Genomic DNA, 24,212 nt, shown 5'->3' with positions numbered 1-24,212 from the left:
GTTCAGGTGATCCAGGTGCGGCCCAGCGAGCAGATGCGTGACCTCGGCGTCGTCCGGGAGGGCGCGCCCGTCCTTGCCGAGCCCGCCCGTCCCTTCGACCTGCCCGCCGAGCGCGAGGCCGCCGAGCAGGTCGTCGAGAAGCTGTTCGCCGCGATGGAGCGCATCGGCCGGGTCCACCCCTTCGCCAAGGGCATGGGCATCGCGGCACTCCAGATCGGCATCGGCCGGGCTGCCGCCATCGTCCGGCCGGCCGAGCCGGGAGCGCCGGCGATCGTCCTGCTCAACCCGACGATCACCGACCGCTCCGACGAGACGGACGAGCAGTACGAAGGCTGCCTGTCCTTCTTCGACGTCCGCGGCATGGTCCCCCGACCACTGCGGATCATCGTGGAGAGCACCACGCTGGACGGCCGGCTGATCACCACCACGTACGATCGCGGACTCGGCCGCTTGGTCCACCACGAGATCGACCACCTCGACGGCCTGCTCTACACCGCCCGCATGCGGACCGGCATCGAGCCCATCCCCGTCGAGCAGTACCGGCAGACCGGCCGGGCATGGGCCTACGAGCAGTGATCCCGGCCCGGCCGGCCCCGGGCGCTCACCGCATCGAGGCCTCTCTGTCGCGGATGTGCGACTACCGTGCGCGGCCGATCCGCCCGGTGACGACGGCCAGGGCGGTGCCCAGCAGCACCAACCCGGCGTACCCGGCGGTCTCGTGGCCGCCCGGGACCAGGTACTGGACGAAACCGAAGAGGCGGAAGCCCCCGAGGTGGTCGGAGAGCAGGCCGCTGATCCCTCCGACGATGAGGGCGAAGCTCACGAAACCGAGCAGATTCTTCATGCCCCTGAGCCTAGAGACGCAGGTCAGCCCCGGTATCCGACTTTCGGTGCGACCTGTCGCCACCAAAGTCGCGCAGTCGGTGGGCGGCTGACGCGGCGGAGAGCAGCGCGGGGGCGGCCGCCAGGGCGAAGCAGAGCGGCAGCGGCAGCCGGCCGACCAGCAGGCCGAGGGCCGCGGTGCCGCCCGCCGAGCCGGCGTTGAAGGCGGTGTTCACCCAGGCGCCGGCCCGGGTGCGGGCCTGTGGTGCGGCCGTCTCGTCGGCGATCAGGTAGGCGGTGGTGACGACGGGGGAGACGAACAGCCCGGCCAGCGCGACGGCCGCGGTCAGCACGGGGAGGTTCGGTGCCAGCCCCGCGCCCGCCAGCGCCAGGCCCAGCCCGGCGACCAGCAGCGGCAGCCGGGCCCGGTTCGGGGCGGACCAGTCGACGGCGCCGTAGGCCAGGCCCCCGACGGCACTGCCGGCCGAGAGCGCGGCCAGGATCCAGGCGACCGCCCCGGCCCGCCCGTGCTCCTCGGCGAAGGCCACCACCATCAGGTCGAGCGCCCCGAGCGCCAGCCCGGTCGCGGCCGAGGCGAGCACCGCCCGGCGCAGCTCTCCCCCGCCGTCCGGGCGCGCGCCGGGTGCGGCCGGTCCGGTCCGGTCCGCCTCCCGCGCGGCGGGGGAGGAGACCAGTGCCAGGGTGCCCGCCAGCACGAGCCCGGCGCCCGCGGCCACCCCGGCCGTCGGACCGGCGAGCGCGAGCAGCAGCCCCACCAGCAGCGGGCCGCTGACGAACAGCAGTTCCTCGGCGACGGTGTCCAGGCTGTACGCCCGTCGGAGCAGCTCCTGGTCCGGCAGCAGTCGGCGCCAGAGCGTGCGCATCACCGGCCCGAGTGGCGGGGTGCAGGCACCGGCGGCGACCACCAGAGCACCTGTCAGGACCGGCGGTGCGCCCGGCCGCCAGGTGGCGCAGGCCACCAGGGTCAGCAGCCCGGCGTACAGCGCGGCCATCGGCGGCAGCGCGCGCCGGGGGCCGTACCGGTCGACCAGGGCGGCACGGGCCGGTGAGAGAAAGACGCTGGTCAGCCCGAACAGGGCCAGCACGGTGCCGGCCACCGGGTAGGAGCCGGTGGCGTCCCGGACGGCCAGCATCATGGCGAGCGGGACCATCCCGTACGAGAGCCGGCCCAGCAGGGCGGCGCCGAAGGTGCGGCCGGCGTGCGGGGCGCGCAGGACGGCGGCGTAGGAGGGGGTCGGCGAAGAGAAGTGGGAGGGGTTGGGCGAAGACAAGGGAGACGTTCCTCGGCGAAGGCGGGCAGGGCGGGGCCGTGCCCGGAGGCGTGCGGGGACACCGGAGCGCCGTGCCCGGTGAGAGGGGGCACGGTCGTGGCGGGTCCGCTACGCACGGGGGAGGAACATGTCCGGAACCGTAGCAGGCCCGCCGTCCAGTAAGGCTTGCCTTGCCAACCGGTCGGGCCCGCCCCTAGGGTGAAGTCCTCAGAGGACCTGAGGGCCTGAGGGCCTGAGGACCTGAGGATCTGCGGACCTGAGGGCATGAAGACCTGGTGACCTTGGGGCCTGAGGACTATTTGGGGAGAGTGATCATGCCTGACCTCCATGACCTGACGCTGGCCGAACAGGCCGCGGCGGTCCGCCGACGCACCGTCTCGCCGACCGAACTGGTCGACCACCACCTGCGCCGGATCGAGGAACTGGACGGCGTGCTCGGCGCCTACCGCACGGTCGACGCGTCCGGCGCCCGCCGGGCCGCCCGTGCGGCCGAGGCCCGGCTGGCCGCCGCCGGGACGGGGGGCGGCAACGGGACCGGGGACGCCGCCACGCTGCCGCCGTTGCTCGGCGTTCCGCTGTCGGTGAAGGACACCTGGCCGGTCCGCGGACTCCCGTTCACCGCGGGCTCCGCCGCCTTCGACGACCGCATCGCTCCGGAGGACGCCGCCGTGGTCGGCGCCCTCCGGGCGGCGGGCGGCATGCTGCTGGGCACCACCACGGCCGCCGAGTTCGGCTGCTCCTCCTACACGGAGACGGTCCACGCCACCGCGCGCAGCCCCTACGACCCCGGCCGCGGTGCCGGGGGTTCCAGCGGCGGGGCGGCTGCTTCGGTCGCCGCCGGACTGGCCGCAGGCGCCCTGGGCAGCGATGGCGGCGGCTCGGTCCGGATCCCGGCCGCCGCCTGCGGTGTGGTCGGCCTCAAGCCCGGCCGGGGCCGGGTGACGCCCGCCCCCGGCACGGACGCCTTCGGGCTGGCCACCGCCGGCCCGCTGGCCAGGACGGTGCTGGACGCGGCCATCCTGCTGGACGTGATGGCAGGCAGCATCCCGGGCGACGGCAGCACCCTGCCCGCCGTCCCCGCCGTTTCCCCCAGCCACTTCCGGTCCTGCGGCGAACGCGAGCCCGGCCCGCTGCGGATCGGGGTCCTGCCCCGGACGGACGGCTGGCACCCCGAGGCCGCGCTGGCCAGCCACCGCACCGCCGACCTGCTCGCCGATCTCGGCCACCGGGTGGAGGAGGCCCCGCCGTTCGACCCGGGCGAGTACCTGCCGGACTTCACCGTGCTGTGGAGCGTGCTGGCCGCCGCCGTCCCCGTCCCGCCGGAGCGGGAGGACCGGCTGCTGCCGCTGACCCGCTGGCTGCGCGACCGGGGCAACGAGCACAGCGCGGTCCGGCTGGCCGCGGCGACGGCCTCGCTGACCGCCGTCGCCCGGACGATCTGCCACCGCTACGACCGCTTCGACGCGGTGCTGAGCCCCACGACGGACCAACCGCCGCTGCCGGTCGGCACGTCGGCCGATCCGGACGAGCCGGAGCGGACCTACGCCCGGATGCTCTCCGTCACCCCGCGCACACCGGTGGCGAACCTCACCGGCCGGCCGTCGATCAGCCTGCCGCTGCACTGGACACCGGACGGACTGCCGATCGGCGTGATGCTGACCGCCCGGCTCCACCAGGAGGGCCTCCTGCTCTCCCTCGGCGCCCAGCTGGAACGGGCCCGGCCCTGGCACCACCACGCCGCCCGGCAGGCGGCCGTGCTGGAGCGGGCTGCCGTGCCGGAGCAGGCGACCCGGCGGGCGACGGCGCGGCCCGGGCGGAGGACGCGATGAAGCGCGGACAGCTGGCCTTCCTGACCGGCACCCACATTGTCAACGACCTCTACCAGGGCGCCGTCCCGGCACTGCTGCCCTTCCTGATGTCCCAGCGGCACTACAGCTACACCGCCGTCTCCGGCATCGCCCTGGCCGCGAGCGGCCTGTCCAGCGTGGTCCAGCCGCTGTTCGGCCTGCTGGTCGACCGCCGCCACCGCGGCTGGCTCATCCCGGCCGGCTTCCTCACCGCCGCGGCCGGGATCACCGGTGCGGCCATGGCCGGCAGTTACCCGCTCACCTGGCTCTGCGCCGCCCTGGCCGGCATCGGCATCGCCGCCTACCACCCGGCCGCCACCAGCCAGGCCCGGGCCGCCGGCGGACAGTCCCAGCGGGCGATGAGCCTGTTCTCCGTCGGGGGCACCCTCGGCGCCTCGCTGGCACCGGCACTGGTCACCCTCGTGGTCGGCGCCTACGGCCTGGGCGGCAGCTGGCTGCTGGCCGTCCCGGCGCTGGTGACGGCCCTGCTGTGGGCCGCGCGGGGCCGCTGGCAGCAGTACCGTGGCCACACCCCGGCGGCCCCGTCGCCCACCCGGGGCGCGGCGACGAGCGCCCACCGCGACGACTGGCGGGCGTTCGGACGCCTGGCCGCGACCACCGTCGCCTGGTCGATCCCCTACGTGACGGTCACCTCGATGCTCGCCCTCCACATCCAGCGCGACCTCCACGGCTCGACGGGAATCGGCGCCACCGCACTGACCCTGCTCACCCTGGCCGGGGCGGCCGGCACCCTGCTCGGCGGCTGGCTGGGCGACCGGCACGGACGGATGACCCCGATCCGCACCGGCTACCTGCTGGCCGTCCCCGCACTGGCCGCCGTGGCCTTCGCACCCTCCGTCGCGGTCGCCATGGCCGGCGCGGTGGCGTTCGGACTGGCCATGTTCCTGCCCTTCGCCCCACAGGTGACACTCGCCCAGGACTACCTGCCCACCCGGCCCGGCACCGCCAGCGGGCTGACCCTCGGACTCGCCATGTCCGTGGGCGGCCTCGCCGCGCCGGTGCTCGGCCGCCTGGCCGACGCGCACGGCCTGCGGACCGTCCTCGCCCTGGTCCTCGGCGTGCTGGCACTCGGGCTCGGCTCCGCGCTGCGCCTGCGCGACCGCGCACGTCCGGAGCCGGCCCCTGATCCGCTCCCTGATCAGCTCCCTGCCCCGGCCCCTGCTCCGGTCCCCGAGCGGACGTCCGGACCGGAGTCGGGAACGGAACGGCCGGGGGAGGATCCGGCCGGGCCGGCCGACGAACCGGCCGTCACGGGCGCAGCACCCGGAGGACGATAAGGTCGTCCTCATGACTGTTCGCCCGGTACGCCATCGCTCAATGGTGGAGGAGGCCACGGCCGAGCTGCGCCGACTGATCGCCACGGGCGAGTGGCCGGTCGGCAGCAAACTGCCCGGCGAGGTGGAGCTGAGCCGACTCCTCGGAGTCGGCCGGACCACCTCGCGCGAGGCGGTCCGGGTGCTGATCGTCGACGGCCAGCTGCGCGCCCGGCAGGGCTCGGGCACGTACGTGGCCGCCGCCTCCCCGGTCTCGGAGTTCGACCGGGAACTGCGACGCTCGGAAGTCTTCGACGTGTACGAGGTCCGGGCGGCGCTGGAGGTGGAGGCGGGCCGACTGGCCGCGCAGCGGCGCACCGAGACGGACGTCGCCGCGCTCCGGGCGGCGCTGGCCGCCCGTGACGCGGCCGTCGGCCCGGCCGAACTCGTCGAGACGGACCTGGAACTGCACCGCCAGGTCGTACGGGCGGCGCGCAACCCGGTGCTCATCCGCCTCTTCGACTCCTTCGTCGACGCGCTGCGCGAGGCGGCCGGCCATGTGGTGGCCGACAGCCGGCTCCACGACGGCGTCGAAGAGGAGAGCATCACCCGCGCGCACCGCGCCCTGGTCGAGGCGATCGCCGCGGGTGACCCGGACGCCGCCGTCACGGCGACCCAGGCCAACCTGGACCGCACCCTCGACAGACTGCGCACGGCGGGAACCGGCCCGCACTGACCCGAGGGCCGAATCCGCGCCCGACCGCGTCGGGCCGGTCCGCCGTCTCGGCGGCCGACCGTCCAGCCCCGACGGTCCCGGCCGCCGCCCAGCGGGCCGTGCAGCCGTAGGCGGTGCGACAGACAGCGCAGATTGTCCTTGGCACCCGAGGTCATGGTCTCGCGTATTCAACCGTCGCGAGTTGACCCACCTGACTTCGGTACCGCTACTGAGCGTGACAGCCGTGGGGAGATTCTCCGGGTGTCAGGGGCATCCGGTTGGATGAGCACATGACTGTCCACGACGTAGCTCGCCGGCTCCCTTCCATCGCCGACCTGCGGAACCTGTGCCGCTCACTGGCGATGCTCGACGCGATCTTGAGCCCGGACTGGGAAGGCCGGTACTACTCCTTCAACGCCGGCTGGGCCGACGGCGAGGAGATGGCGTCGATGCGCAACGGGTCGGGGGACGAGTACTCCATCGTGTTCTCGGCTGCCGGGGCCTATGTCCGTGGCTTCGCCCACGAAGCACCGATGAGCCCGTACGGCAACGATGGCGAACCCTGGCCGGGAGTGATCGACGAGGTTCCGGAGGTCTTCAAGCCCTTCGTGGAGGAGCCGGCGTTCACCGACCAGGACGAGGTTCCCGTCGTGACGGCCTGCCTCTGGCGGGAGGCGACGGACGACCGGTGGCGGCACGGCGTGATCGACTTCCCTGCCGGGTGTTCCGACCCCGACGGGGCAACAAGCCTGTTCGAGCTCCTGGTCGACCGTTCGCCGGAAGCGTTCCAGCGCTTCGCCGAGGACTACTACGAGGTTCCCGTGGACCTGGAAGCGGTGCGCGACGTCTATGCCTTGCGACCGCTGAGCCAGAAGCTTGTGTCATCCCTGAACTCGGAGCTCACCCTCGCAGACCTGGCCGAGGACATCGCCGAGATCGGCTACCCGCAGCCGGTCCGGGACGTGGCCCGAGCTTCGACCGTCGGTGAATCGATGGGGAGCCCAGCCGGATATTGACCGTAGGTGGTCGCCCGCGGTGCACCGACGGTGATCGCGCCGCCGCACTGTTGGTTGCCGGCGGCCTCGGCGATGGCATCGAGCTCGTCGGCCTCGCCGCGCGGACTCGGTGACCCCTCCGGCCCGCCGCGGGGCTGGAGGGGTCACCGCGTCCGCACGGTCCGACGTCCGGGCTCGGGGAAGCGGACGTTCTCGGGGTGCCGGGCGGCGCCCGTTTCAGCTTTCCGGACTGCCGAACCAGCGGCCCGCGGCCCGCTCGAACCCTTCACGATCAGGTGCGTGGTCGCCTGCCCAGGCGACCACGCCGTCGGGCCGGACCAGCACGGCACCCAATCCGAGGTCGTCCTTCGCCGGACCGGCCGCGTACCGCATCCGGCCCTCCCAGCCCCTCGCCGGAGCGTGCAGGCATCGGTCGGCGCTGAAGTCGAGCGTGACGCCCCGTCCGTCCCGCATCAGGTCGCCAAGACGGGTGCCGTCCTCCAGGCGAAGGTCCGGGGCGCTGCGGCCGACCAGCGGGTGCTCGCTGCCGAGGTCGTAACGGATGGACGATCCCGACATCCTCTCGAACACGTAGGTCGCTCCGTCACGGGTGTTGATCAGGTCGCGAATCACCCCTTGGACGGCCTGGCCGTGCGGGTCCGGCCGCATGGCCGCCACCTGTGCGCGCGACCAGTCGAGCACGGCCGACCCCACCGGACGGCGCTCGCGGCCGTAGGTGTCGAGAAGTCCGTCCGGCGCGTGTCCGTGCACGGCCGCCGCCAGCTTCCAGCCCAGGTTCAGGGCATCGCCGATACCGGCGTTGAGTCCCTGCCCGCCCAGCGGCGAGTGGATGTGAGCGGCGTCGCCCGCGAGCAGGACGCGTCCGCGCCGGTAGGCCGTCGTCTGCATCGCCCGATCGGTGAAGCTCGACGCGAGACGGACCTCGCCCAGCGTCACGTCGGTGCCGGACACCCGGCGCAGAACCGTCTGGAGATGGTCGCGCGTCGGCTGCCGCGAGCGGTCGAACGCGCCGCCGTCGAAGTCCAGCACGGCGATGTAGTCCCCCGCGGGCTGGAGGTACATGCCCGTCGGCGTCAGATTGAACCCGGGGCTCAGCTTCTCGGGGTCGGCGACGGTGGCGAGCATGGTGTAGCCGGTGCACAGCGGCTCGGTCCCGACGAAGTCGAAGCCCGCGAGCCCGCGTACGGTACTGCGTCCGCCGTCGCAGCCGACCAGCCAGCGTGCCGTGTAAGCGTGTTCGCCCGCCTGCGCGATCACGCCCCCGTCGTTGTGCGCGATGGCCGAAACCGTGACGCCGCGCCTGACGTCCACGCCCAGCTCGGACGCCCGCTCGGCCAGCACCGCCTCGATGGCTTCGACGTGTGTCGGCAGGCCCTCCGGTGCCGGGTTGGGCAGCCGGTACGGCAGGGCCGCGAAGTCGATCTTGGCCGGATCGAGCATCATGCCGGCGAAGTGGCCACCGCGACGAGGAATTGACGGCGCGCCCGGTCCCGGGTGTACGCCGGGCGCATCGTCGACGCCCGATGCCTTCAGCAGTTGCTGCAGCATCCCGCGGCGGTGGAACGCCTGGACCGAGGCGGAGGACAGGCCCCGGATGCCGAACGGCAGCGCCTTGAACGGCGAGCGGGGTTCCGGATCCCGCTCGAGCACCAGGACCGAGCAGCCCGCGAGGCCGAGCTCGCAGGCGAGGAACAGCCCCACCGGGCCGGCGCCCACGATCACTACGTCATGCACAAGAGATCCCCTTCCCCTGAATCCGCAGCCGGATCGGCACCCGGCGGGACCTCTCGAAGGTCCCAGAGCCCACCTGCATCCGACCGACGCGTCACCGACAGGCCGCTGACACCCGACCGGCAGCCCGCCGGGCACGCCGCCCCGCGCGCCCCCGGTCGGTGCCCGGTCCCAGCGGAACGCGGCGGCCTTGCGGGCGGCCCACTCGGCGAAGGGGCGAGGGGCCGGCCGAGGACCCGCCGGATGTCCGGGTTGGTGCGCAGGATCGGTGGCACGCGGGCGGCGGCGATGCCCGCGTCGATCCAGGACAGTCCTTGCCGGCCGAGCGCGGCCGGCGATCACCAGCCCGCCGCCGTTGGCGAGCGCGATCAGCACGCACGAGGCCACGATCAGCAGTAGTCCGCCGAGGAAGACGCGGCGTCGTCCGAAGACTGGCCGTGGTCGGCACCGTAGTAGCGCAGGAAGAGCGCTTCGGCGTGGGCCATCCGCTCGATCTCCGACGGTTCGACACTCTCGTTCGGCGCGTGGATCAGGCAGCGGGGTTCCTCGACGCCCATCAGGATCAGTTCGGCGTCGGGGAACGTGCCGGCGAGGACGTTGCACAGCGGGATCGAGCCGCCCTGGCCGAGGAAGGAGACCGGTTTGCCGTAGGCGTCCCGCACCGCACGGTCGAGAGCGGCGTAAGCCGGGCCGTCCGTGGAGGCACGGAACGCCGAGCCGGTGCCCTCCCGTTCCACCTCGACCCTCGCCCCCCACGGTGCCGCTGCCCGGAGGTGAGCGGCCAGCGCGTCGGCCGCGGCAGCGGCGTCCGTGCCGGGCGGCACACGCAGGCTGACCCGGGCCCTGGCCGTGGCGGGGACGGCGGCGGCGGAGCCGACCACGGGCGGGCAGTCGATGCCGAGGACGGTGACGGCCGGGCGCGCCCACAGCCGGTCCGCGACGCTTCCGGAGCCGAGCAGCCCGACCCCGTCCAGCACCCCGGCGTCCGTGCGGAACTGTTGCTCGTCGTAGCCGATCCCCGGCCAGATGCCGTCGTTGTCCAGGCCGTTGACGCGGGTGGTGCCGTCGGTGTCGCGCAGGGAGTCCAGCATGCGGATCAGCGCGGCCAGGGCGTCCGGGGCGGGGCCGCCGAACATGCCGGAGTGCAGGTCCCCGGCCAGCGTGGAGACGGTCACGACGACGTTGGCCAGGCCGCGCAGCACGGTCGTTGCGGTGGGGATTCCCACGGCCGCGTTGCCGGTGTCGCAGATGAGCAGCGCGTCCGCCCGCAACTCGTCGGCGTGGTCGGGGACGTAGGCCTCCAGCCCGCCGGTGCCCTGCTCCTCGGAGCCTTCGACCACCAGCTTGAGGCCCACCGGGATGTCGTCGCCCAGTGCGCGCAGAGCCGTGAGGTGCATGACGATGTTGCCCTTGCAGTCGGCCGCGCCGCGCCCGTACCAGCGGCCGTCGCGCTCGGTGAGCTCGAACGGAGGGGACTGCCAGGCGGAGTCGTCGAGGGGCGGCTGCACGTCGTAGTGGCTGTAGAGCAGGACGGTGGGGGCTCCGGGCGGGGCCGGTCGGTGGCCGAGCACCGCGTGGCTGCCGTCCGGGGTCGCCGCGAGCCTGACGTCCTCCAGTCCTGCCTCGGCGAAGGCCGCGGCGACCCATTGGGCGGCGTGCAGGCAGTGCTCGGGCGGGAACTGGCGGGCGTCCGCGACCGACGGGATCCGGACCAGCTCGGCGAGGTCGGCCTTCGCCCGGGGCATGAGTGCGGCCACCCGGTCGGCGAGGTCGTCGGTCGGGTCGTTCGCCGGTCCGGGCTCAGTCATTGATCACGTCCGCGGTCTTGAGGCTGTTGATCTTCTTCTGGTAGTCGTCCAGCCTGTCCGGGCAGTACACCTTGATCACCTCGGCGCCGGCCTCAAGGATCCGCTGGTCGGCGATGATCGGGCGCTGTCCGGGGCCACCTGCTCCGTTGGAGAGCTGGACCAGCCAGAGGGCGCGTTTGAGTGCCGAGTTGGGGTCGTCGCAGACGGGGCCTCCGCTGGTGCCGAGGGTGAGGGCGAGGTTCTCGACATCCTGGGAGTGGAAGCCCTGGGCGACGAGGGCGTCGTTCAGCTGGTTCGCCTTTCGGTGGGCCTCGTTGGTGGCCCGCTGCTGGGTGTACGTGAGCAGCCCGATGATCATCATGGCGACCAGCACCACGATCGCGCCGATGTAGATCCAGCGGTGCTGGGACCGCATCAGGGTGGGGCTCATGCGGCGCCTCCGTCCACGGGAACGGCGTCCGCGTCGGGCTGGCGCCAACGGGGCTTGCGCGCCTTCAGGAAGCCGAAGGGGATGACCACTCCGAGGAGCAGCAGGCCGCCGCCGACGATGGCGACGTACGTCCAGCCGCTACCGCCGCCGAACTGGGAGGACGGGATGAAGCCGATCACCATGGCCAGCGCGGAGGCGACGAAGCCGACCACGCAGAGCGTGGTGAGCACCGGCGCACGGTAGCCGCGGGGGTGGTCCGGCAGCTTGCGGCGCAGTTGGACGGCGGCCAGGAACATCAGCAGATACATGATCAGGTACACCTGGGTGGTGATCACCGAGAAGATCCAGTAGACACTGGACACGTTCGGGATCAGTGCGTACAGCAGGGCGATCACCGTGGTGAGCAGGCCCTGGGTGACCAGGATGTTCTGCTGGATGCCGTGCTTGTTGAGCTTCTGCAGGTAGGGCGGGAGGTAGCCCTCCTGGCGGGAGATCAGCAGCAGGCCCTTCGAGGGGCCGGCCAGCCAGGTGAGCATTCCGCCGAGCGAGGCGGCACAGAGCGCGAACGCGACGATCGGGACCAGCCAGCCGATGTGGAAGTACTGGAAGAAGGCGTCGAAGGCCTGCATGACTCCGGCGGTGAGGCTGAGCTGGTCGGCCGGGATGACCCAGCTGATGGCCAGGGCCGGCAGGATGAAGATCAGCAGCACCATGCCCATGGCCAGGAACATCGACTTCGGGAACTCCTTGGCCGGGTCGCGGAGCTTGTTGACGTGGACCGCGTTCATCTCCATGCCGGAGTAGCTGAGGAAGTTGTTCACGATGAGCACCAGGCTGGCGATGCCGGTCCACTCGGGGAGGATGTGCGAGGCGTTCATCGGTGCGGCGGAGGCGTTGCCCTGGCCGAGGAAGACGAACCCGAGCAGGACCAGCAACGTGCCGGGGATCAGCGTGCCGATGATCAGACCGCCGGAGGCCAGCCCCGCGACGGCATTCGTGCCGCGGGAGGACACCCAGACGCCGGTCCAGTACAGCACCACGATGACGATCGCGGTGTAGACGCCGTTGCTGGCCAGCGCCGGGTTGATCACGTAGGAGATCGTGCTGGCCACGAAGGCCAGCAGGCTGGGGTAGTAGAAGATCGTCATGGCGAACTGGCACCAGACGGCGAGGAAGGCCAGTGGCTTCGACAGCCCCTGCGCCACCCAGTTGTAGACACCGCCGCTCCAGCCGGAGGCCAGCTCGGCCGACACCAGCGCGGTGGGCAGCAGGAACACGATGGCCGGCACCAGGTACAGGAAGACACAGGCGAGGCCGTACACCGCCATGGTGGGCGAGGCGCGCAGGCTCGCGACGGAGCTTGTCGTCATCAGTGCCAGCGTCAACCAGGTGATCTTCTGCGATCCGGCCGTTGCCCGCGCAGCGTCCGCGGCCCGGGCGCCGCTCGATCGCTCGGCATCGTCCGCCGGCACCTCCGAACTGCTCATCGGAACCTCCTGCGCCGCGATCGGCTGTGAGCCGACACCTCACACAGAAGGATCGCCACGATGCGCGCCGTCGGCATGCCGGAATGGACCGTCCGAAGCGCCAGGCACGCCGCAGGAGCCCGGATCACCCTCGCGCGACACGGACGGGCGGAGCGACGCATTCGAGAGCGCCGCCGTCCGACGCGGCGGGGAAAAGGGGTATGGGGAGGCCGCCTTGAGAGCGGTTGCCCAGCAGGAGCAGGAGCAGGAGCAGGCGGCCGGATGGACGGCGGAGAGCCGAAGGGCTCGCACAATCCGGACGAGGTTCCGCGCGGCGACGCCGGGCCGTGGACCGGGCGCAGGAATGCGCAATTTCGGTGGGTGGTGGGGCGGAGCCGCTCGCGGCCCGCGCTGCCGCCGGGCTGATCGCCCCACCACCGGGTGTCCGGTGTGGTGCTTACGGGTGGGTGGCCTTGATGTTGGGCTGGGTCTTCTGGTTGTAGATCTCCTTGCCGTCCGCGTTGTAGGCGTGGACGTAGGGGGCCGGGGGGAAGGAGTTCGCGTTGTTTCCGGTGGAGACGGCCGCCGTGTAGGCGAAGGCGCCGCCCGCCATGACGGCCGGGTACTGGGTCGGGTCGTCGCCGTAGCTGATGGTGACCTTGGCGACATCGGGTGTGTAGTGTCCGGCGCCCAGGGAGAGGAACTGCCCGGCACCGGCCGGGGTGCTGAAGCTGTCGAAGTACTCGATCAGGTGACCGGTGCCCCACAGGCGGTCGTTGATGAACGTCGCGGGGACGGACTTGCTGTTGCCCTGGTGGCCCTTCGACTCGCACTGCACGTACTGGCCGGCGGAGTTGACGGCGATGACCACGCCGTCGGTGTCCGGCGAGGCGACGGGAGCGCGGACCGCGATCACCGCCTGGTACTGCGACGCGTCGGAGCCCAGGCAGGAGGCCAGGATCCCGGCGACGGCCCCGGCCTCGATCGGGGTCGTCGCCGTGCTGGTGACGGTGAAAGCCGCCGGGGTAGCAGTCGCACCGGTGACGGCCGAGCCGCCGCCGGGGATCGCCGAGGCGTCGGCCGAGACGGCGTCGGAGGCCGTGGCGGTGGGCGTGGCGGTGGGCGCACCGGAGGGCTTGCCTTGGGCCGTGGGGGTGGGCGTGGAGGTGCCGGGTGCGGCAGTGGCCATTCCCCCCGCGGTCGCGATGGCCGCGGCGGTGACGGTGGCGGAGATGAGCATGATCGGGCGGATACGCATGAATCCGTGTCCTTTCCTGCGGGCGTCCGGTTGATGCCAGCACCCCTGTACGCCTCCCGGCGCCCGGCAGGTCGCACCCCGCACACGTGATCCACGTCATAGTCCGTGGGCGCAACGCCGGGACGGGGCTCGTGCGTACAGGGCGGGAGGCTCCGCCCAGGACGCACAGATCCGCCGCCGCGGCCGAGGAGTGCTTCCTCGCGCACCGCCTGTGCCGCGAGCTGACGGACAGCCCCGGAAGAGAGGCCCTTGATGACGCCACAGGAGTTCGACGCGTTCTACGCGGCGTCCTTCTCCCGCCTGACCGGGCAGCTCTACGCGATAACCGGCAACTGGTCCGAAGCGCAGGACGTGGTCCAGGAGGCCTTCATCCGCGCGTGGGACCGAAGGCGTACCTTCGACCCGGGCAACGCCCCGGAGGCATGGATCCGGACCACGGCCCGGCGGCTGGCCCTCTCCCGCTGGCGACGTCTGGCCCGGGGCCTGCACTTGGCCGGACGCCACCACCGCCAGGAACCACCCACCGTCGAGCCGCCCACCGAGGAGCACCTGATGCTGGTCGCCGCGCTCCGCGAGCTGCCCGAGGCACAGCGGAGCGCCCTGGTCCTGCACCACATGTGCGATCTCTCCGTCGAGCAGGTCGCGGCCGATACCGGCGCCAGCGTCAGCGCCGTCAAGAGCCGCCTCGCCCGCGGCCGGGCCGCGCTCGCGGCCAGACTCGCCGACCTGACCCCGGCCGGCGAGGAAGGAAAGCTCCGTGTCTGACCCCATCCACGACACCCTCGCAGACCGGCTGCGGCTGCTCGGCACGCAGATGCCCGCACCGACCCTGCCCGCTGCGGAGATCCGCCGGCGCGCCGACCGGCGCCGCCACCGCCGACACGCCCTGGGCGCGGCCGCGGCCTGCATCGCAGCAGCCCTGTGCCTGGCTCTCCCGTCCGCGCCGCACTCACCGGGACCACAACAAGGAGCAGCCACCACAGAGACCCCCTCCGTGCCGGCTTCCCCCCACCCGCCGGCGGCTTTCACCGTCACCAGCACGGCGACGACCCCGATCGAGGCCGGGGCCGTCGCCGGGATCCTGGCCTCCTGCCTGGGCTCCGACGCGTCGCAGTACCAGGCGGTGATCGCGGTCCGCGCTCCCGTCGCCTCGCCGGACACCGACGGCGTGGTCATCGCCGTCAACTCCGCCGGCCAGTACGTGCAGTGCGAGTCGAAGGGCCACCAGGGCAACAGCAAGTCCGTCCCCGCGACGTTCATCAACGACCGCCTGTGGGGCACCGGTCACCTGATCTCGTTCTTCGACAGCTTCAGCACCCCGGCCGGTGCCGGGCAGTTCCTCTCCCTGGGCGCCGGACACTACACACCCGATGTCGCCAAGGTCACCATCAGCTACGGCGACGACCCGACCCAGTACCCGGCCGTCATGGCGGGCGGCGCCTTCGCCTACACGGCGGCCGTCTCCACCGGAAACAACGCGAACTCCTTCCCCCCGGCCCCCTACGTCCACGCCTACAACGCGGACGGCAAGGAGATCTACAACCAGAAGACCCAGCCCAACATCAAGGCCACCCACCCGTAAGCACCACACCGCGCGCCCCATGCTGAGGCGATCACGGGGGACCGTCCGGGAGCTCGGGGAGGAGGAGCCGGGGGCGGTGCGGGGCCGACGCCGGCGCCGGTCTGTTTTCCCCCGCATTACCCGTCTTCTGACGATGGATTACCTCGACATTACGTCTATCACGAAGCATTCCGGCCAACTTGTCGCCGCACGGGTGACGTGTTTCCAACAAAGATGGCACTGTACCGTCCCATCGCTGCAGCGGCCCTTGCAGTCGCACGCGCACCACCCGCTGCGGTGACCACGTGGAGGTTGTCCCCCACTCGAACCACCAGCTCTACCGGGCGGCACCATCCCTGCCCTCCCGGCTGACTCCGGCCGCACCCGCGCGGCCGTCGCAGAAGGAGTTCAGTGTGAATCGATCCTCCCGAAAGACCACCGGCGCAGGCGCGTTGACAGTCGGCGCCGCGATGATCGTGGCTGCCCTGACATCCGGTGTCGCCATCGCCGACGAGACTCCCGTCCAGGCCCCCGCCGAGGTCCGGGCCGCCGCCGGCGCGCTGCCGGTGCAGCTGTCGCCGGAGCAGCGCGGTGAGTTGCTGGCCTCGGCGGACGCGTCGCTGGCGGAGACCGCCGGCTCGCTGAAGCTGGGGTCGAAGGAGGCGCTGGTCGCCAGGGGCGTCACCAAGGACGCCGACGGCAGCGTGCACACCCGCTACGAGCGGACCTTCGACGGACTGCCGGTGCTCGGCGGCGACCTGGTCGTCCACACCGCCGCGGACGGCTCCACGAAGGGCGTCACCAAGGCCACCGAGGCGGACATCGCCGTCGACACCACCGCCAAGGAGAGCGCCGAGGCGGCGAAGGGCCTCGCGCTCGACAGCGCCGGCAGCGCGAAGGTCGCGGAGCCGGCGGCCGACAGCACCCGCAAGGTGGTCTGGGCCGCGTCCGGCACCCCGCGCCTCGCGTGGGAGACGGTGGTCACCGGCACGCAGGAGGACGGCACGCCGTCCGAGCTGCACGTCATCACCGACGCCAACTCCGGCAAGAAGATCTTCGAGTACCAGGGCATCGAGACGGGCGTCGGCAACAGCAAGTACTCGGGCCAGGTCACCATCGGCACCTCGGCGGCGGCCGGCGGCGGCTTCGCGCTGACCGACAACACCCGCGGCGGCCACAGCACCTACGACCTGAACGGCACCAGCTCCACCAGGAAGCTGTTCACCAATCCGACCGACACCTGGGGCGACGGCACCGTCTCCAACCGGCAGACCGCCGCCGTGGATGCCGCCTACGGCGCCCAACTCACCTGGGACTACTACAAGAACGTCCACGGCCGCAACGGCATCAAGGACGACGGCGTCGGCGCCTACACCCGGGTCCACTACGGCAACAACTACGTCAACGCGTTCTGGTCCGACAGCTGCTTCTGCATGACCTACGGCGACGGCGCGGGCAACGTCAAGCCGCTGACCTCCATCGACGTCGGCGCCCACGAGATGACCCACGGCGTCACCTCCGCCACCGCGAACCTGATCTACAGCGGCGAGTCCGGCGGCCTGAACGAGGCCACCTCGGACATCATGGCCGCCGCCATCGAGTTCTGGGCCGACAACCCCGAGGACAAGGGCGACTACCTGGTCGGCGAGAAGATCGACATCAGGGGCAACGGCAGTCCGCTGCGCTACATGGACAAGCCCTCGAAGGACGGCCGCTCCAGGGACTCCTGGTCGTCCGACCTCGGCTCCATCGACGTGCACTACTCCTCCGGCCCGGCCAACCACTGGTTCTACCTGGCCTCCGAGGGCAGCGGCAGCAAGACCGTCAACGGCGTGGCCTACGACTCCCCGACCTCCGACGGCCTGCCGGTGACCGGCATCGGCCGGGACGCGGCCGCCAAGATCTGGTACCGGGCGCTGACCACCTACATGACCTCGTCGACCAACTACGCGGCGGCCCGCACCGCCACCCTGCAGGCCGCCGCCGACCTGTACGGGCCGACCAGCGCGACCTACATGAACACCGCCAACGCCTGGGCGGCCATCAACGTCGGCCCGCGCGTCGTCGACGGCCTCCTGCTGGACCCCGTCGCCAGCCAGATCACCGCGATCGGCGCCCCCGCCGATCTCCAGATCAAGGCCGCCAACTTCAACCCCGGCATCGTCACCTACCACGCGACCGGCCTCCCCGAGGGCCTGACGCTCCACCCGGTCACCGGCCGGGTCACCGGCGTCCCGGCCCTCACCGGCACGTACACGGTCACCGTCACCGCCAAGGCCTCCCACCACAGCAGCCTCGCGACGACGTTCACCTGGAAGGTCTCCCGGGGCATCTTCGCGAACACCACCCCTGTGCAGATCCCGGACGGGGGCCCCGCGATCTTCTCGGACATCGTCATCGACCGGATCCCGGGCCAGGCGCCGAGCGACCTCAAGGTGGGCGTGGACATCAAGCACACCTGGCGCGGTGACCTGGTCGTCGACCTGGTCGGCCCGGACGGCGCGGTGTACTCGCTGAAGAAGAGCAACGTCGGCGACTCGGGCGACAACGTCATCGAGACCTACACGGTTGACGCCTCCGCCCAGCTCGCCAACGGTACCTGGCGGCTCCGGGTGCAGGACATGTACCGCACCGACTCGGGCCGCATCGACGGCTGGAAGCTCATCTTCTGACCGTGTCGGCACCGAGCACCGAGCACCAAGCACTGAGCACTGAGCACTGACCTCTGAGGTGATCCGGTCGGCGAAGGCACTCACTTCGCCGGCCGGATCACCTCTTGGCCGTGCGGCACGGTCCGTCGCCGGGCTCCGGACCACCCCGGCCGGAACCGGCGCCGCCGCCCCCGGTTCGAACGCGCTGAATATTTTCGCAAGATGTTTCTGTTATCGCCGGTCGTCCCTCGTGCTCTCCGGAGTGTCGGAAGGCCCGGACCCCCTCACCACAGGGTCCGGGCCATCGCACGAGGAAAGGAACGCGATGGGACACCGGAGCACCGAGCTTCGCCGGCGCAAGCGCCGCAGGCTCACCCGCAGGAGCGCCCTGGTCGCCGCGGCGGTGGCGGCAGGGCTGCTGGCGGGAACGCTCGGCATCCGCACCGCGCTGGAGCCGGCGGCCCTGAACGGCGCCGTCACGGCCGCGGCCGACGGGGTCGACGGTTCGGGGACGCAGGCCGGGCTGGTCGGCTACGACGGCGGACCGGGGGAGACCGGCACCGCCGAGGGGGCCACCCAGGCGCCCGCCCCGAAGCGGGACCAGAAGGCCGCGCCGCTCAAGGCGATACCCAAGGACGAGCCCGAACGCGGCCTGGTCTACGCCGGATTGAGCCTGCCCGGCAGCGACCGCTGCGGCGGCACGCTGGAGGTCACCGGTAGCACCCAGTGCAGCCACGGCCCGGACGTGCCGCCCAAGGGCGTGGACATCCGCCAGGACGTCCCGCCGGTCGCGGCCCCGGTCGCCCGGACGCCCGCGCTCACCGTCGCGGCCGGAGCCCAGGCACCCGCCGCCGCCGACCTGCTGAAGGGCTCCGCGCCCGTCCTGGACGCCACGCAGAAGGCGCTGCTCGGCGGCGCCGGCACCGCCGCGGACGCTGCCCCGGCCGCAGCGGCCGTGCCCGCCGGGTCGAAGCTGGTCTGCGATGGCGACGGCAGCAGCGGCAACCGCGTCCAGGTGGTGTACGTCCACAGCCCGGGCAACGACCGCTTCGCCCAGTACCTCGCCTCGTTCAAGAAGTGGTCCGCCGACGTCGACGTCATCTACAACGCCAGCGCCGCGGAGACCGGCGGCGAACGGCACGTCCGCTTCGTCACCGAGTCCGACTGCAGCGCCTCGGTGCTGAACGTGCAGATCTCCGACGCCGAGATCCAGGACTTCAACGCGAGCAACCGGGCCCTCGCCGCGCAGGGGTTCAACCGCAAGGACCGCAAGTACATGATGTTCACCGACGCCAAGGTGTACTGCGGGATCGGCACCTTCGCCGGCGACGAGCGCCCCGGCCAGGACAACCTGAGCAACTTCGGGCCCTCGTACGGCCGGACCGACTCCGGGTGCTGGGGCGGCAGCACCGCCGCCCACGAACTCGGCCACAACCTGGGCGCGGTGAACAACAGCGCGCCCAACTCCAGCAAGGCCGGGCACTGCGTCGACGAGTGGGACGTGATGTGCTACTCGGACGCCCCCGACTACCCGCAGATGCGGACCGTCTGCCCGGACCGCGCCCATGACGACCGGCTCGACTGCAACCACGACGACTACTACAACACCTCACCGTCGCCGGGCAGTTACCTCACCACGCACTGGAACGTCGCCAACAACCGCTTCCTCATCGCCGGTGGCGGCAGCGGCCCCGACCCGACGCCCACCCCGACGCCCACCCCGACTCCGACCGGCACGCCGACCCGCACGCCCTCGCCGACCCCGACGCCCACCGGCAGCACCACCCCCACCCCGACCGGCTCCCCGTCGCCGACCGCGACCCCGACTGCGACTGCGACCCCGACCCCCACTCCGACCGCGACCCCCACGGCGGGCAACACCGGCCCCGCGGTGGGCGTCAGCCAGGTCACCCAGAACTCCGCCGTGCTCAGCTGGACCGCCGTACCCGCCGCGGCCGGCTACGACGTGCTGCTGAACGGCCAGGCGATCGGCACCGTCCGCTCGACGGTGGTCGGCGTGGTCCGCCTCGCCCCCGGCACCTCGTACACCGTGGCCGTGGCCGTCCGCGACGCCGCCGGCGCGGTCGGCAAGCCCGGTCGCACCGCCACCTTCCGCACGGTCGCCGACACCGGCCGCCCGCAGCCGGGCACGCGCTACACGATGGTCAACGGACTGACCGGGCAGGCCGCCGACCTGTGGGGCAGCTCGACGAACGACGGGACCGTGGCCATCGCCTACCAGCGCACCGGCTACGCCAACCAGAAGTGGCAGTTCGAGGACGCCGGGAACGGCGCGGTGCGGATCAAGTCCGCGCGCTCCGGCAAGTGCCTGCAGCTCGGCGGCGCCCCGGTGGCCGGTCAGTACGTCGCCCAGCAGCCGTGTTCCGACACGACCGCGCAGAAGTGGCAGCTCAACGCCGTCGAGGGCGGGTTCACCGTCACCGCGGACGGCGGCTCGCTCGTGCTGGGGCTCAGCACTCGCTGGTACTACGGCGGTTGGCTGCTGGAGCTGCAGCAGGCGAACGGCCGGCCGCAGCAGAACTGGTCGCTCCTGAAGACCACGTAAGCAGGCAGCTCCGACCGACCGCGGGCCGCGCGCCCGAGGACCGTGGCCCGGCAGTCCGGCAGTCCGGCTGCCCGGCTGCCCGGTGCCACGGTCCCGCACGTCGCCCGGCCCGCGCGCCGGGCGCGGCCACCCGCTCCGGCGCGGCCGCGCCCGGCGCCCCCGTCTCCCGCACCCGTCCTCCCACACCCGTCCTCCCACACCGCTCCGAGGAACACCCGCCATGCGAACCCGCCCGCTCCTTGCCGCCTGCGCCCTCGCGGCGGCCGCCGTCCTGCCCACCGCCGCACCGGCCGGTGCCCACGGCGACAGCGTCCACCTGGACGTCACCGGCCAGCAGAACGGTCACGTCAGCACCGTCGCCACCTGGGAGAACGACCACGACCCGGTGACCGAGGAGTTCGCCGGCACGCTCTCCGCCACCGCGGCGGACGGCCGGACGGTGGGCCCCTGGCGACTGGTCGGCGTCCCGGGCCGCCCGGGGACGTACACCACCCGGGAGATCCTGCCCGCCGGGCACTGGCAGGTGACCGTCGACTGCGCCTTCCCCTCGCTCGGCCACGCCCAGCGCGAACTGGACGTGGCGGACGCCGTCATCGACGACCCGGCGCCCGCCGGTACGGCGGCCGCGTCGCCCCCGGCCGGTGTGCCGTCGGCCGCGTCGACGGGGACGGGCGCCGGGCCCGTCCCGGTGCCCACCGGCGGGCCGGTGTCCGAGCCCGCCCCCGCCGGTTCCGCACCGGCCGCGGCCTCCGGCTCCGCCTCCGCGCGCGACACCTCCGACTCCACCACCTGGGCCGCCGCCGGCACCGCCGGCACCGCCGTCGCGGCCGTGCTGCTGGTCGGCACCGGGTTCTGGCGCCGCCGGCGCCGCCGGGCCTGAGCCGCCGGGCCGGGTTCGGCGACGGCCGTGTCCCCTGCCGACCGATCCGGCGACGGGCCAGTCCGGGCCCTGCCGCGATCACCCCGGCGCACCCCGCCGGAACACCTTCGGATCGGTCACCCGCGCCCCCTTCGTACGGCCTTGCCTGGAGGACGATCAAGAATCAGGAGCGCTGTATTCCTTTTTCACGTGCGGATCGATCCCGGAATCCGGTCGATGTGGAATCCGTGCATGGCGTGCCGCGGCGAACGCGGTAGCGAATAACAGCGACATGACGTCAAACACGTGGAGGCTTTGTCACGCGCACGGATTACGGTGCGATTTCCGACCCAGATGTGTCATGGAACGATACGACGGTACTGAAACACGACGGACCGGGCTGTGCTGAGCCATGCACGGACCGGCAGGGGAGGGAAACGAATTATGGGAGTCTCTCGCGGCGAACCGATCGTCGAGTCCGGGTGGAGCAGCCTGCTGTGACCGTCACCGTGGACCGGACGCTGTTCCACCAGACCGGCGCCGGCCTGCCCGTGCCGTTCGCCGTCGTCGGGACCGGGGTGCACCTGCCGCCGACCGTCATCACCAACCAGCAGCTCACCCGCACCCTGGACACCAGCGACGAATGGATCACCAGCCGCACCGGAATCCGTGAGCGCCGGCGGCTGGCCCCGCACCTGGCGACCTCCGACATGTGCGTCGCCGCGGCCCGTCCGGCCCTGGACGCCGCCGGTGTCGCGCCCGCCCAGCTGGACGCGGTCATCGTCGCCACCTACACCTGGGACCAGCCGCTCCTGTCAACCGCGTTGATCGTCAAGGACGCCCTCGGCGCCCACCGCGCCCTGTCCCTGGACGTCACCCAGGCGGCCTGTGCCTCCGGTGTCCAGGCCATGCTGATCGCCGCCCACCTCCTGCAGAACCCCTCGATCACCACCGTTCTGCTTCTCGCGGCCGACTGCGCCTCCAGGGTCACCGATCCCACCGACCGCACGACCGGTGTCTTCTTCGGAGACGCCGCGGCAGCCGTGGTCCTCACCCGCACCGACGAGGCCGGGGCGGGTCTGCTCTCCTACGACCTGGGATCCCAGCTCTCCTACGACGTCCAGATCCCCGCCGGAGGCACCCGGCTGCCCACCACCACGGCCACCGTCGCCGCCGGGGAGCACTACCTGCGGATGGACGGCCGTGCCGTCTGGAACACCGCCACCACCCGTCTGCCCGAGAGCATCGCCGGCGCCGTGCACCGGGCCGGTGTGCCGATCGGAGGGATCCGGTACTTCTTCCTGCACCAGGCCAACTTGAACATCCTCACCGAAACCATGACCGCCCTGGGCGTTCCCCGCGAGCGTGTCCCCGTCACCGTCGAGCGGCTGGGCAACACCGGGTCGGCCGGCCTGTTCACCGCACTCCACGCCACCATGGCGGAAGGCGCGCTGCTCCCCGGGGACACCTACGTGCTGTCCGGGATCGGCGCGGGATTCCAGTGGGGGAGCCTCTGCCTGCGACACGCCTGACCGACCGGCCCCGGGGTCAGCCGAGTTCGTTCTTGTGGACGACGCCGTCCTTGACGATCAGTCGCAGGTTGCGTGCGGGGTCGGCGAGGACGGAGAGGTCGGTGGTGGGGTCGCCGTCGACGACCAGGAGGTCGGCCCACGCTCCCGGTGCGATGACGCCGAGCGGCGCGGCGCGGTAGGGGTCTCGGCGGCCGGACAGGCGGAACAGCTCGGCGTTGCCGGAGGTGGCCGTCCGCAGGGCCTCGACCGGGCCGAGGTAGCTGCCGAGCCGGACGAGCATCTCGTTCTGCCGGTGGGCCTTCCCGGGGTCGAGGACCAGGTCCGTGCCGAAGGCCAGCCGAACGCCGTGCTTCACCGCCCAGGCGATGGTGCGGGCGACGCCTTCGCAGACCTCGCGGTTCTTGCGGTCGCTGTCCGGGGAGGCGTAGTGGTGGTCGTCGACCTCGAACGGCTGGGTGCTGAGCCACACGCCGTTCTCCGCGAGGTAGCGGATGGTGTCCTCGTCGACGAGGTGCCCGTGCTCGATGCAGCGCACCCCGGCCCGCACCGCGCGGCGGACGCCTTCGGAGGTGTAGACGTGCACGGTCACGTAGGTGCCCCAGTCGGTGGCCGCGGCGACGGCGGCCTCCAGCTCGGCCGTGGTGAACTGCAGCACGTCCAGCGGGTCGAACTCGGAGATGACGCCGCCGCCGGCCATCAGCTTGATCTGGGTGGCGCCCTTCTTGAGCTGTTCGCGCACCGCGGCGAGCACCCGTTCCGGCCCGTCGGCCACCCGGGTGAACCCGATCTGTTCGGTCCGGGCCGGTGGTCCGCCCAGGGCGGTCGGTGCGTCGTGGACCGTCCCGAAGTCGCCGTGGCCGGCGGTCTGGGAGACGGCCGCCTGGCTCGGGTAGATCCGTGGGCCCGGGAACAGTCCGAGGTCCAGCACCCGCCGCAGCGGTTCGGTGTCGCCGGCCATGTCCCGAACCGTGGTGAAGCCGCGCATCAGCATGTCGCGGGCAGCGGCCAGGGCCTGGTAGTACACGGTGCCGGTCGGCGCGAGCTGCAGTTCCGCCATGGTGCCGCCGATCGCGAACAGGTGGACGTGCGCGTCGGTGAGCCCCGGGATGAGGGTGCGGCCTCCGCCGTCGAGCACCGTCGCGCCTCCCGGGAGGCCGCGCGGGAAGGGGCGGCCCAGCGCCACTTCTGCGATCCTGTCCCGTTGGACCCGGACATGCCCCGGCACCGCTTCCCCTCCGATCCCGTCGAAGACGCGCACGTTCGTCACCAGCAGCCCGGTACCCGAGTCGTCGACACCCATGCCGCCATCTTCGGCCGGTCACCGAGCCGGGACCAGCGGGACGCACCGATCCACCGGGCCGGCGGTGCCCGGTTGTCCGCCGGC

Annotated in this window: 19 protein-coding genes; 11 read left to right on the top strand and 8 right to left on the bottom strand. The window is 72.4% G+C overall.

From position 1 onward, the window contains the following. The first annotated feature begins 6 nt into the window (after nucleotides 1-6). On the top strand, nucleotides 7-576 hold the full coding sequence (locus ACGFSC_RS24715; protein ID WP_359914533.1) for a peptide deformylase: 570 nt from the start codon (nucleotides 7-9) through the stop codon (nucleotides 574-576). 61 nt (nucleotides 577-637) lie between these two features. Here the strand turns inward: ACGFSC_RS24715 and ACGFSC_RS24710 are convergent, their stop codons facing one another. Both ACGFSC_RS24710 and ACGFSC_RS24705 read right to left on the bottom strand, forming a co-directional pair. Beyond that, a complete protein-coding gene (locus tag ACGFSC_RS24710; protein WP_359914536.1) occupies nucleotides 638-844 on the bottom strand; it encodes a hypothetical protein in 207 nt (68 codons plus the stop codon). Nucleotides 845-854: 10 nt separating this feature from the next. Next, nucleotides 855-2,114 (bottom strand): MFS transporter, encoded by a 1,260-nt coding sequence (locus ACGFSC_RS24705; protein ID WP_359914539.1) that lies wholly within the window; start codon nucleotides 2,112-2,114, stop codon nucleotides 855-857. A gap of 314 nt (nucleotides 2,115-2,428) precedes the next feature. Here ACGFSC_RS24705 and ACGFSC_RS24700 point away from each other — a divergent pair, with 314 nt between their 5' ends. The 4 genes from ACGFSC_RS24700 to ACGFSC_RS24685 all read left to right on the top strand — a co-directional run bounded on the left by ACGFSC_RS24700 (nucleotide 2,429) and on the right by ACGFSC_RS24685 (nucleotide 6,966). After that, nucleotides 2,429-3,943 (top strand): amidase, encoded by a 1,515-nt coding sequence (locus ACGFSC_RS24700; RefSeq protein ID WP_359914542.1) that lies wholly within the window; start codon nucleotides 2,429-2,431, stop codon nucleotides 3,941-3,943. Further along, nucleotides 3,940-5,259, top strand: a complete 1,320-nt coding sequence (locus ACGFSC_RS24695; RefSeq protein WP_359914545.1) for an MFS transporter — start codon at nucleotides 3,940-3,942, stop codon at nucleotides 5,257-5,259. The genes ACGFSC_RS24700 and ACGFSC_RS24695 overlap by 4 nt, the downstream gene beginning before the upstream one ends. 40 nt (nucleotides 5,260-5,299) lie before the next feature. After that, nucleotides 5,300-5,971: an FCD domain-containing protein gene (locus tag ACGFSC_RS24690; RefSeq protein WP_359914548.1), complete on the top strand. Its 672-nt coding sequence runs from the start codon at nucleotides 5,300-5,302 to the stop codon at nucleotides 5,969-5,971. Between the two features lie 269 nt (nucleotides 5,972-6,240). Then, nucleotides 6,241-6,966 carry a hypothetical protein gene (locus ACGFSC_RS24685; protein ID WP_359914551.1) on the top strand — a complete coding sequence of 242 codons (726 nt, stop codon included), beginning with the start codon at nucleotides 6,241-6,243 and terminating at the stop codon, nucleotides 6,964-6,966. Between the two features lie 216 nt (nucleotides 6,967-7,182). Here the strand turns inward: ACGFSC_RS24685 and ACGFSC_RS24680 are convergent, their stop codons facing one another. The 5 genes from ACGFSC_RS24680 to ACGFSC_RS24660 form a co-directional block, all read right to left on the bottom strand. Then, nucleotides 7,183-8,700: an FAD-dependent monooxygenase gene (locus ACGFSC_RS24680; RefSeq protein WP_359914554.1), complete on the bottom strand. Its 1,518-nt coding sequence runs from the start codon at nucleotides 8,698-8,700 to the stop codon at nucleotides 7,183-7,185. Between the two features lie 386 nt (nucleotides 8,701-9,086). Continuing rightward, on the bottom strand, nucleotides 9,087-10,505 hold the full coding sequence (locus ACGFSC_RS24675) for a dipeptidase (protein WP_359914557.1): 1,419 nt from the start codon (nucleotides 10,503-10,505) through the stop codon (nucleotides 9,087-9,089). Next, a complete protein-coding gene (locus ACGFSC_RS24670; RefSeq protein WP_359914560.1) occupies nucleotides 10,498-10,935 on the bottom strand; it encodes a hypothetical protein in 438 nt (145 codons plus the stop codon). Before ACGFSC_RS24670 ends, ACGFSC_RS24675 begins: the two co-directional genes overlap by 8 nt. Then, a complete protein-coding gene (locus tag ACGFSC_RS24665) occupies nucleotides 10,932-12,422 on the bottom strand; it encodes an APC family permease (protein ID WP_359914563.1) in 1,491 nt (496 codons plus the stop codon). The genes ACGFSC_RS24670 and ACGFSC_RS24665 overlap by 4 nt, the downstream gene beginning before the upstream one ends. Nucleotides 12,423-12,858: 436 nt before the next feature. Beyond that, nucleotides 12,859-13,659 (bottom strand): hypothetical protein, encoded by an 801-nt coding sequence (locus ACGFSC_RS24660; RefSeq protein WP_392863924.1) that lies wholly within the window; start codon nucleotides 13,657-13,659, stop codon nucleotides 12,859-12,861. Nucleotides 13,660-13,911: 252 nt separating this feature from the next. Between ACGFSC_RS24660 and ACGFSC_RS24655 the strand changes: the two genes are divergently transcribed. From ACGFSC_RS24655 to ACGFSC_RS24630, 6 genes are all read left to right on the top strand, one after another. Beyond that, entirely contained in the window at nucleotides 13,912-14,424 is a 513-nt protein-coding gene (locus tag ACGFSC_RS24655; RefSeq protein ID WP_359915663.1) for a SigE family RNA polymerase sigma factor, read from the top strand. Then, nucleotides 14,417-15,241, top strand: a complete 825-nt coding sequence (locus tag ACGFSC_RS24650) for a hypothetical protein (RefSeq protein ID WP_392863919.1) — start codon at nucleotides 14,417-14,419, stop codon at nucleotides 15,239-15,241. Before ACGFSC_RS24655 ends, ACGFSC_RS24650 begins: the two co-directional genes overlap by 8 nt. Nucleotides 15,242-15,690: 449 nt before the next feature. After that, complete coding sequence (locus tag ACGFSC_RS24645) at nucleotides 15,691-17,892, top strand: M4 family metallopeptidase (protein ID WP_359901273.1); 2,202 nt, start codon at nucleotides 15,691-15,693, stop codon at nucleotides 17,890-17,892. A gap of 304 nt (nucleotides 17,893-18,196) precedes the next feature. Continuing rightward, the gene (locus tag ACGFSC_RS24640) at nucleotides 18,197-20,437 is read left to right on the top strand and encodes an RICIN domain-containing protein (protein ID WP_359901275.1); all 2,241 of its coding nucleotides are present in this window, start codon (nucleotides 18,197-18,199) and stop codon (nucleotides 20,435-20,437) included. Nucleotides 20,438-20,657: 220 nt separating this feature from the next. After that, nucleotides 20,658-21,317 carry a hypothetical protein gene (locus tag ACGFSC_RS24635; protein WP_359901277.1) on the top strand — a complete coding sequence of 220 codons (660 nt, stop codon included), beginning with the start codon at nucleotides 20,658-20,660 and terminating at the stop codon, nucleotides 21,315-21,317. A gap of 476 nt (nucleotides 21,318-21,793) precedes the next feature. Beyond that, nucleotides 21,794-22,828, top strand: coding sequence for a ketoacyl-ACP synthase III (locus ACGFSC_RS24630; protein ID WP_359901279.1), 1,035 nt, complete (start codon nucleotides 21,794-21,796; stop codon nucleotides 22,826-22,828). Nucleotides 22,829-22,844: 16 nt separating this feature from the next. Here the strand turns inward: ACGFSC_RS24630 and ACGFSC_RS24625 are convergent, their stop codons facing one another. After that, complete coding sequence (locus tag ACGFSC_RS24625; protein ID WP_359901282.1) at nucleotides 22,845-24,128, bottom strand: amidohydrolase family protein; 1,284 nt, start codon at nucleotides 24,126-24,128, stop codon at nucleotides 22,845-22,847. Between the last annotated feature and the right edge of the window lie 84 nt (nucleotides 24,129-24,212).

Source organism: Kitasatospora sp. NPDC048715, assembly GCF_043198905.1.
Taxonomy (GTDB): Bacteria; Actinomycetota; Actinomycetes; order Streptomycetales; family Streptomycetaceae; genus Kitasatospora; species Kitasatospora lactacystinica.
Note: the sequence above shows the minus strand (reverse complement) of the source record. Positions and strands in the feature narration are given on the sequence as shown.

Excerpts from the sequence above, each read along its gene's own strand:
- ACGFSC_RS24710 (WP_359914536.1), bottom strand. The coding sequence starts at position 844 with ATGAAGAATCTGCTCGGTTTCGTGAGCTTCGCCCTCATCGTCGGAGGG.
- ACGFSC_RS24700 (WP_359914542.1), top strand. The coding sequence starts at position 2,429 with ATGCCTGACCTCCATGACCTGACGCTGGCCGAACAGGCCGCGGCGGTC.
- ACGFSC_RS24695 (WP_359914545.1), top strand. The coding sequence starts at position 3,940 with ATGAAGCGCGGACAGCTGGCCTTCCTGACCGGCACCCACATTGTCAAC.
- ACGFSC_RS24690 (WP_359914548.1), top strand. The coding sequence starts at position 5,300 with ATGGTGGAGGAGGCCACGGCCGAGCTGCGCCGACTGATCGCCACGGGC.
- ACGFSC_RS24685 (WP_359914551.1), top strand. The coding sequence starts at position 6,241 with ATGACTGTCCACGACGTAGCTCGCCGGCTCCCTTCCATCGCCGACCTG.
- ACGFSC_RS24675 (WP_359914557.1), bottom strand. The coding sequence starts at position 10,505 with ATGACTGAGCCCGGACCGGCGAACGACCCGACCGACGACCTCGCCGAC.
- ACGFSC_RS24670 (WP_359914560.1), bottom strand. The coding sequence starts at position 10,935 with ATGAGCCCCACCCTGATGCGGTCCCAGCACCGCTGGATCTACATCGGC.
- ACGFSC_RS24665 (WP_359914563.1), bottom strand. The coding sequence starts at position 12,422 with ATGAGCAGTTCGGAGGTGCCGGCGGACGATGCCGAGCGATCGAGCGGC.
- ACGFSC_RS24660 (WP_392863924.1), bottom strand. The coding sequence starts at position 13,659 with ATGCGTATCCGCCCGATCATGCTCATCTCCGCCACCGTCACCGCCGCG.
- ACGFSC_RS24655 (WP_359915663.1), top strand. The coding sequence starts at position 13,912 with ATGACGCCACAGGAGTTCGACGCGTTCTACGCGGCGTCCTTCTCCCGC.
- ACGFSC_RS24645 (WP_359901273.1), top strand. The coding sequence starts at position 15,691 with ATGATCGTGGCTGCCCTGACATCCGGTGTCGCCATCGCCGACGAGACT.
- ACGFSC_RS24640 (WP_359901275.1), top strand. The coding sequence starts at position 18,197 with ATGGGACACCGGAGCACCGAGCTTCGCCGGCGCAAGCGCCGCAGGCTC.
- ACGFSC_RS24635 (WP_359901277.1), top strand. The coding sequence starts at position 20,658 with ATGCGAACCCGCCCGCTCCTTGCCGCCTGCGCCCTCGCGGCGGCCGCC.
- ACGFSC_RS24625 (WP_359901282.1), bottom strand. The coding sequence starts at position 24,128 with ATGGGTGTCGACGACTCGGGTACCGGGCTGCTGGTGACGAACGTGCGC.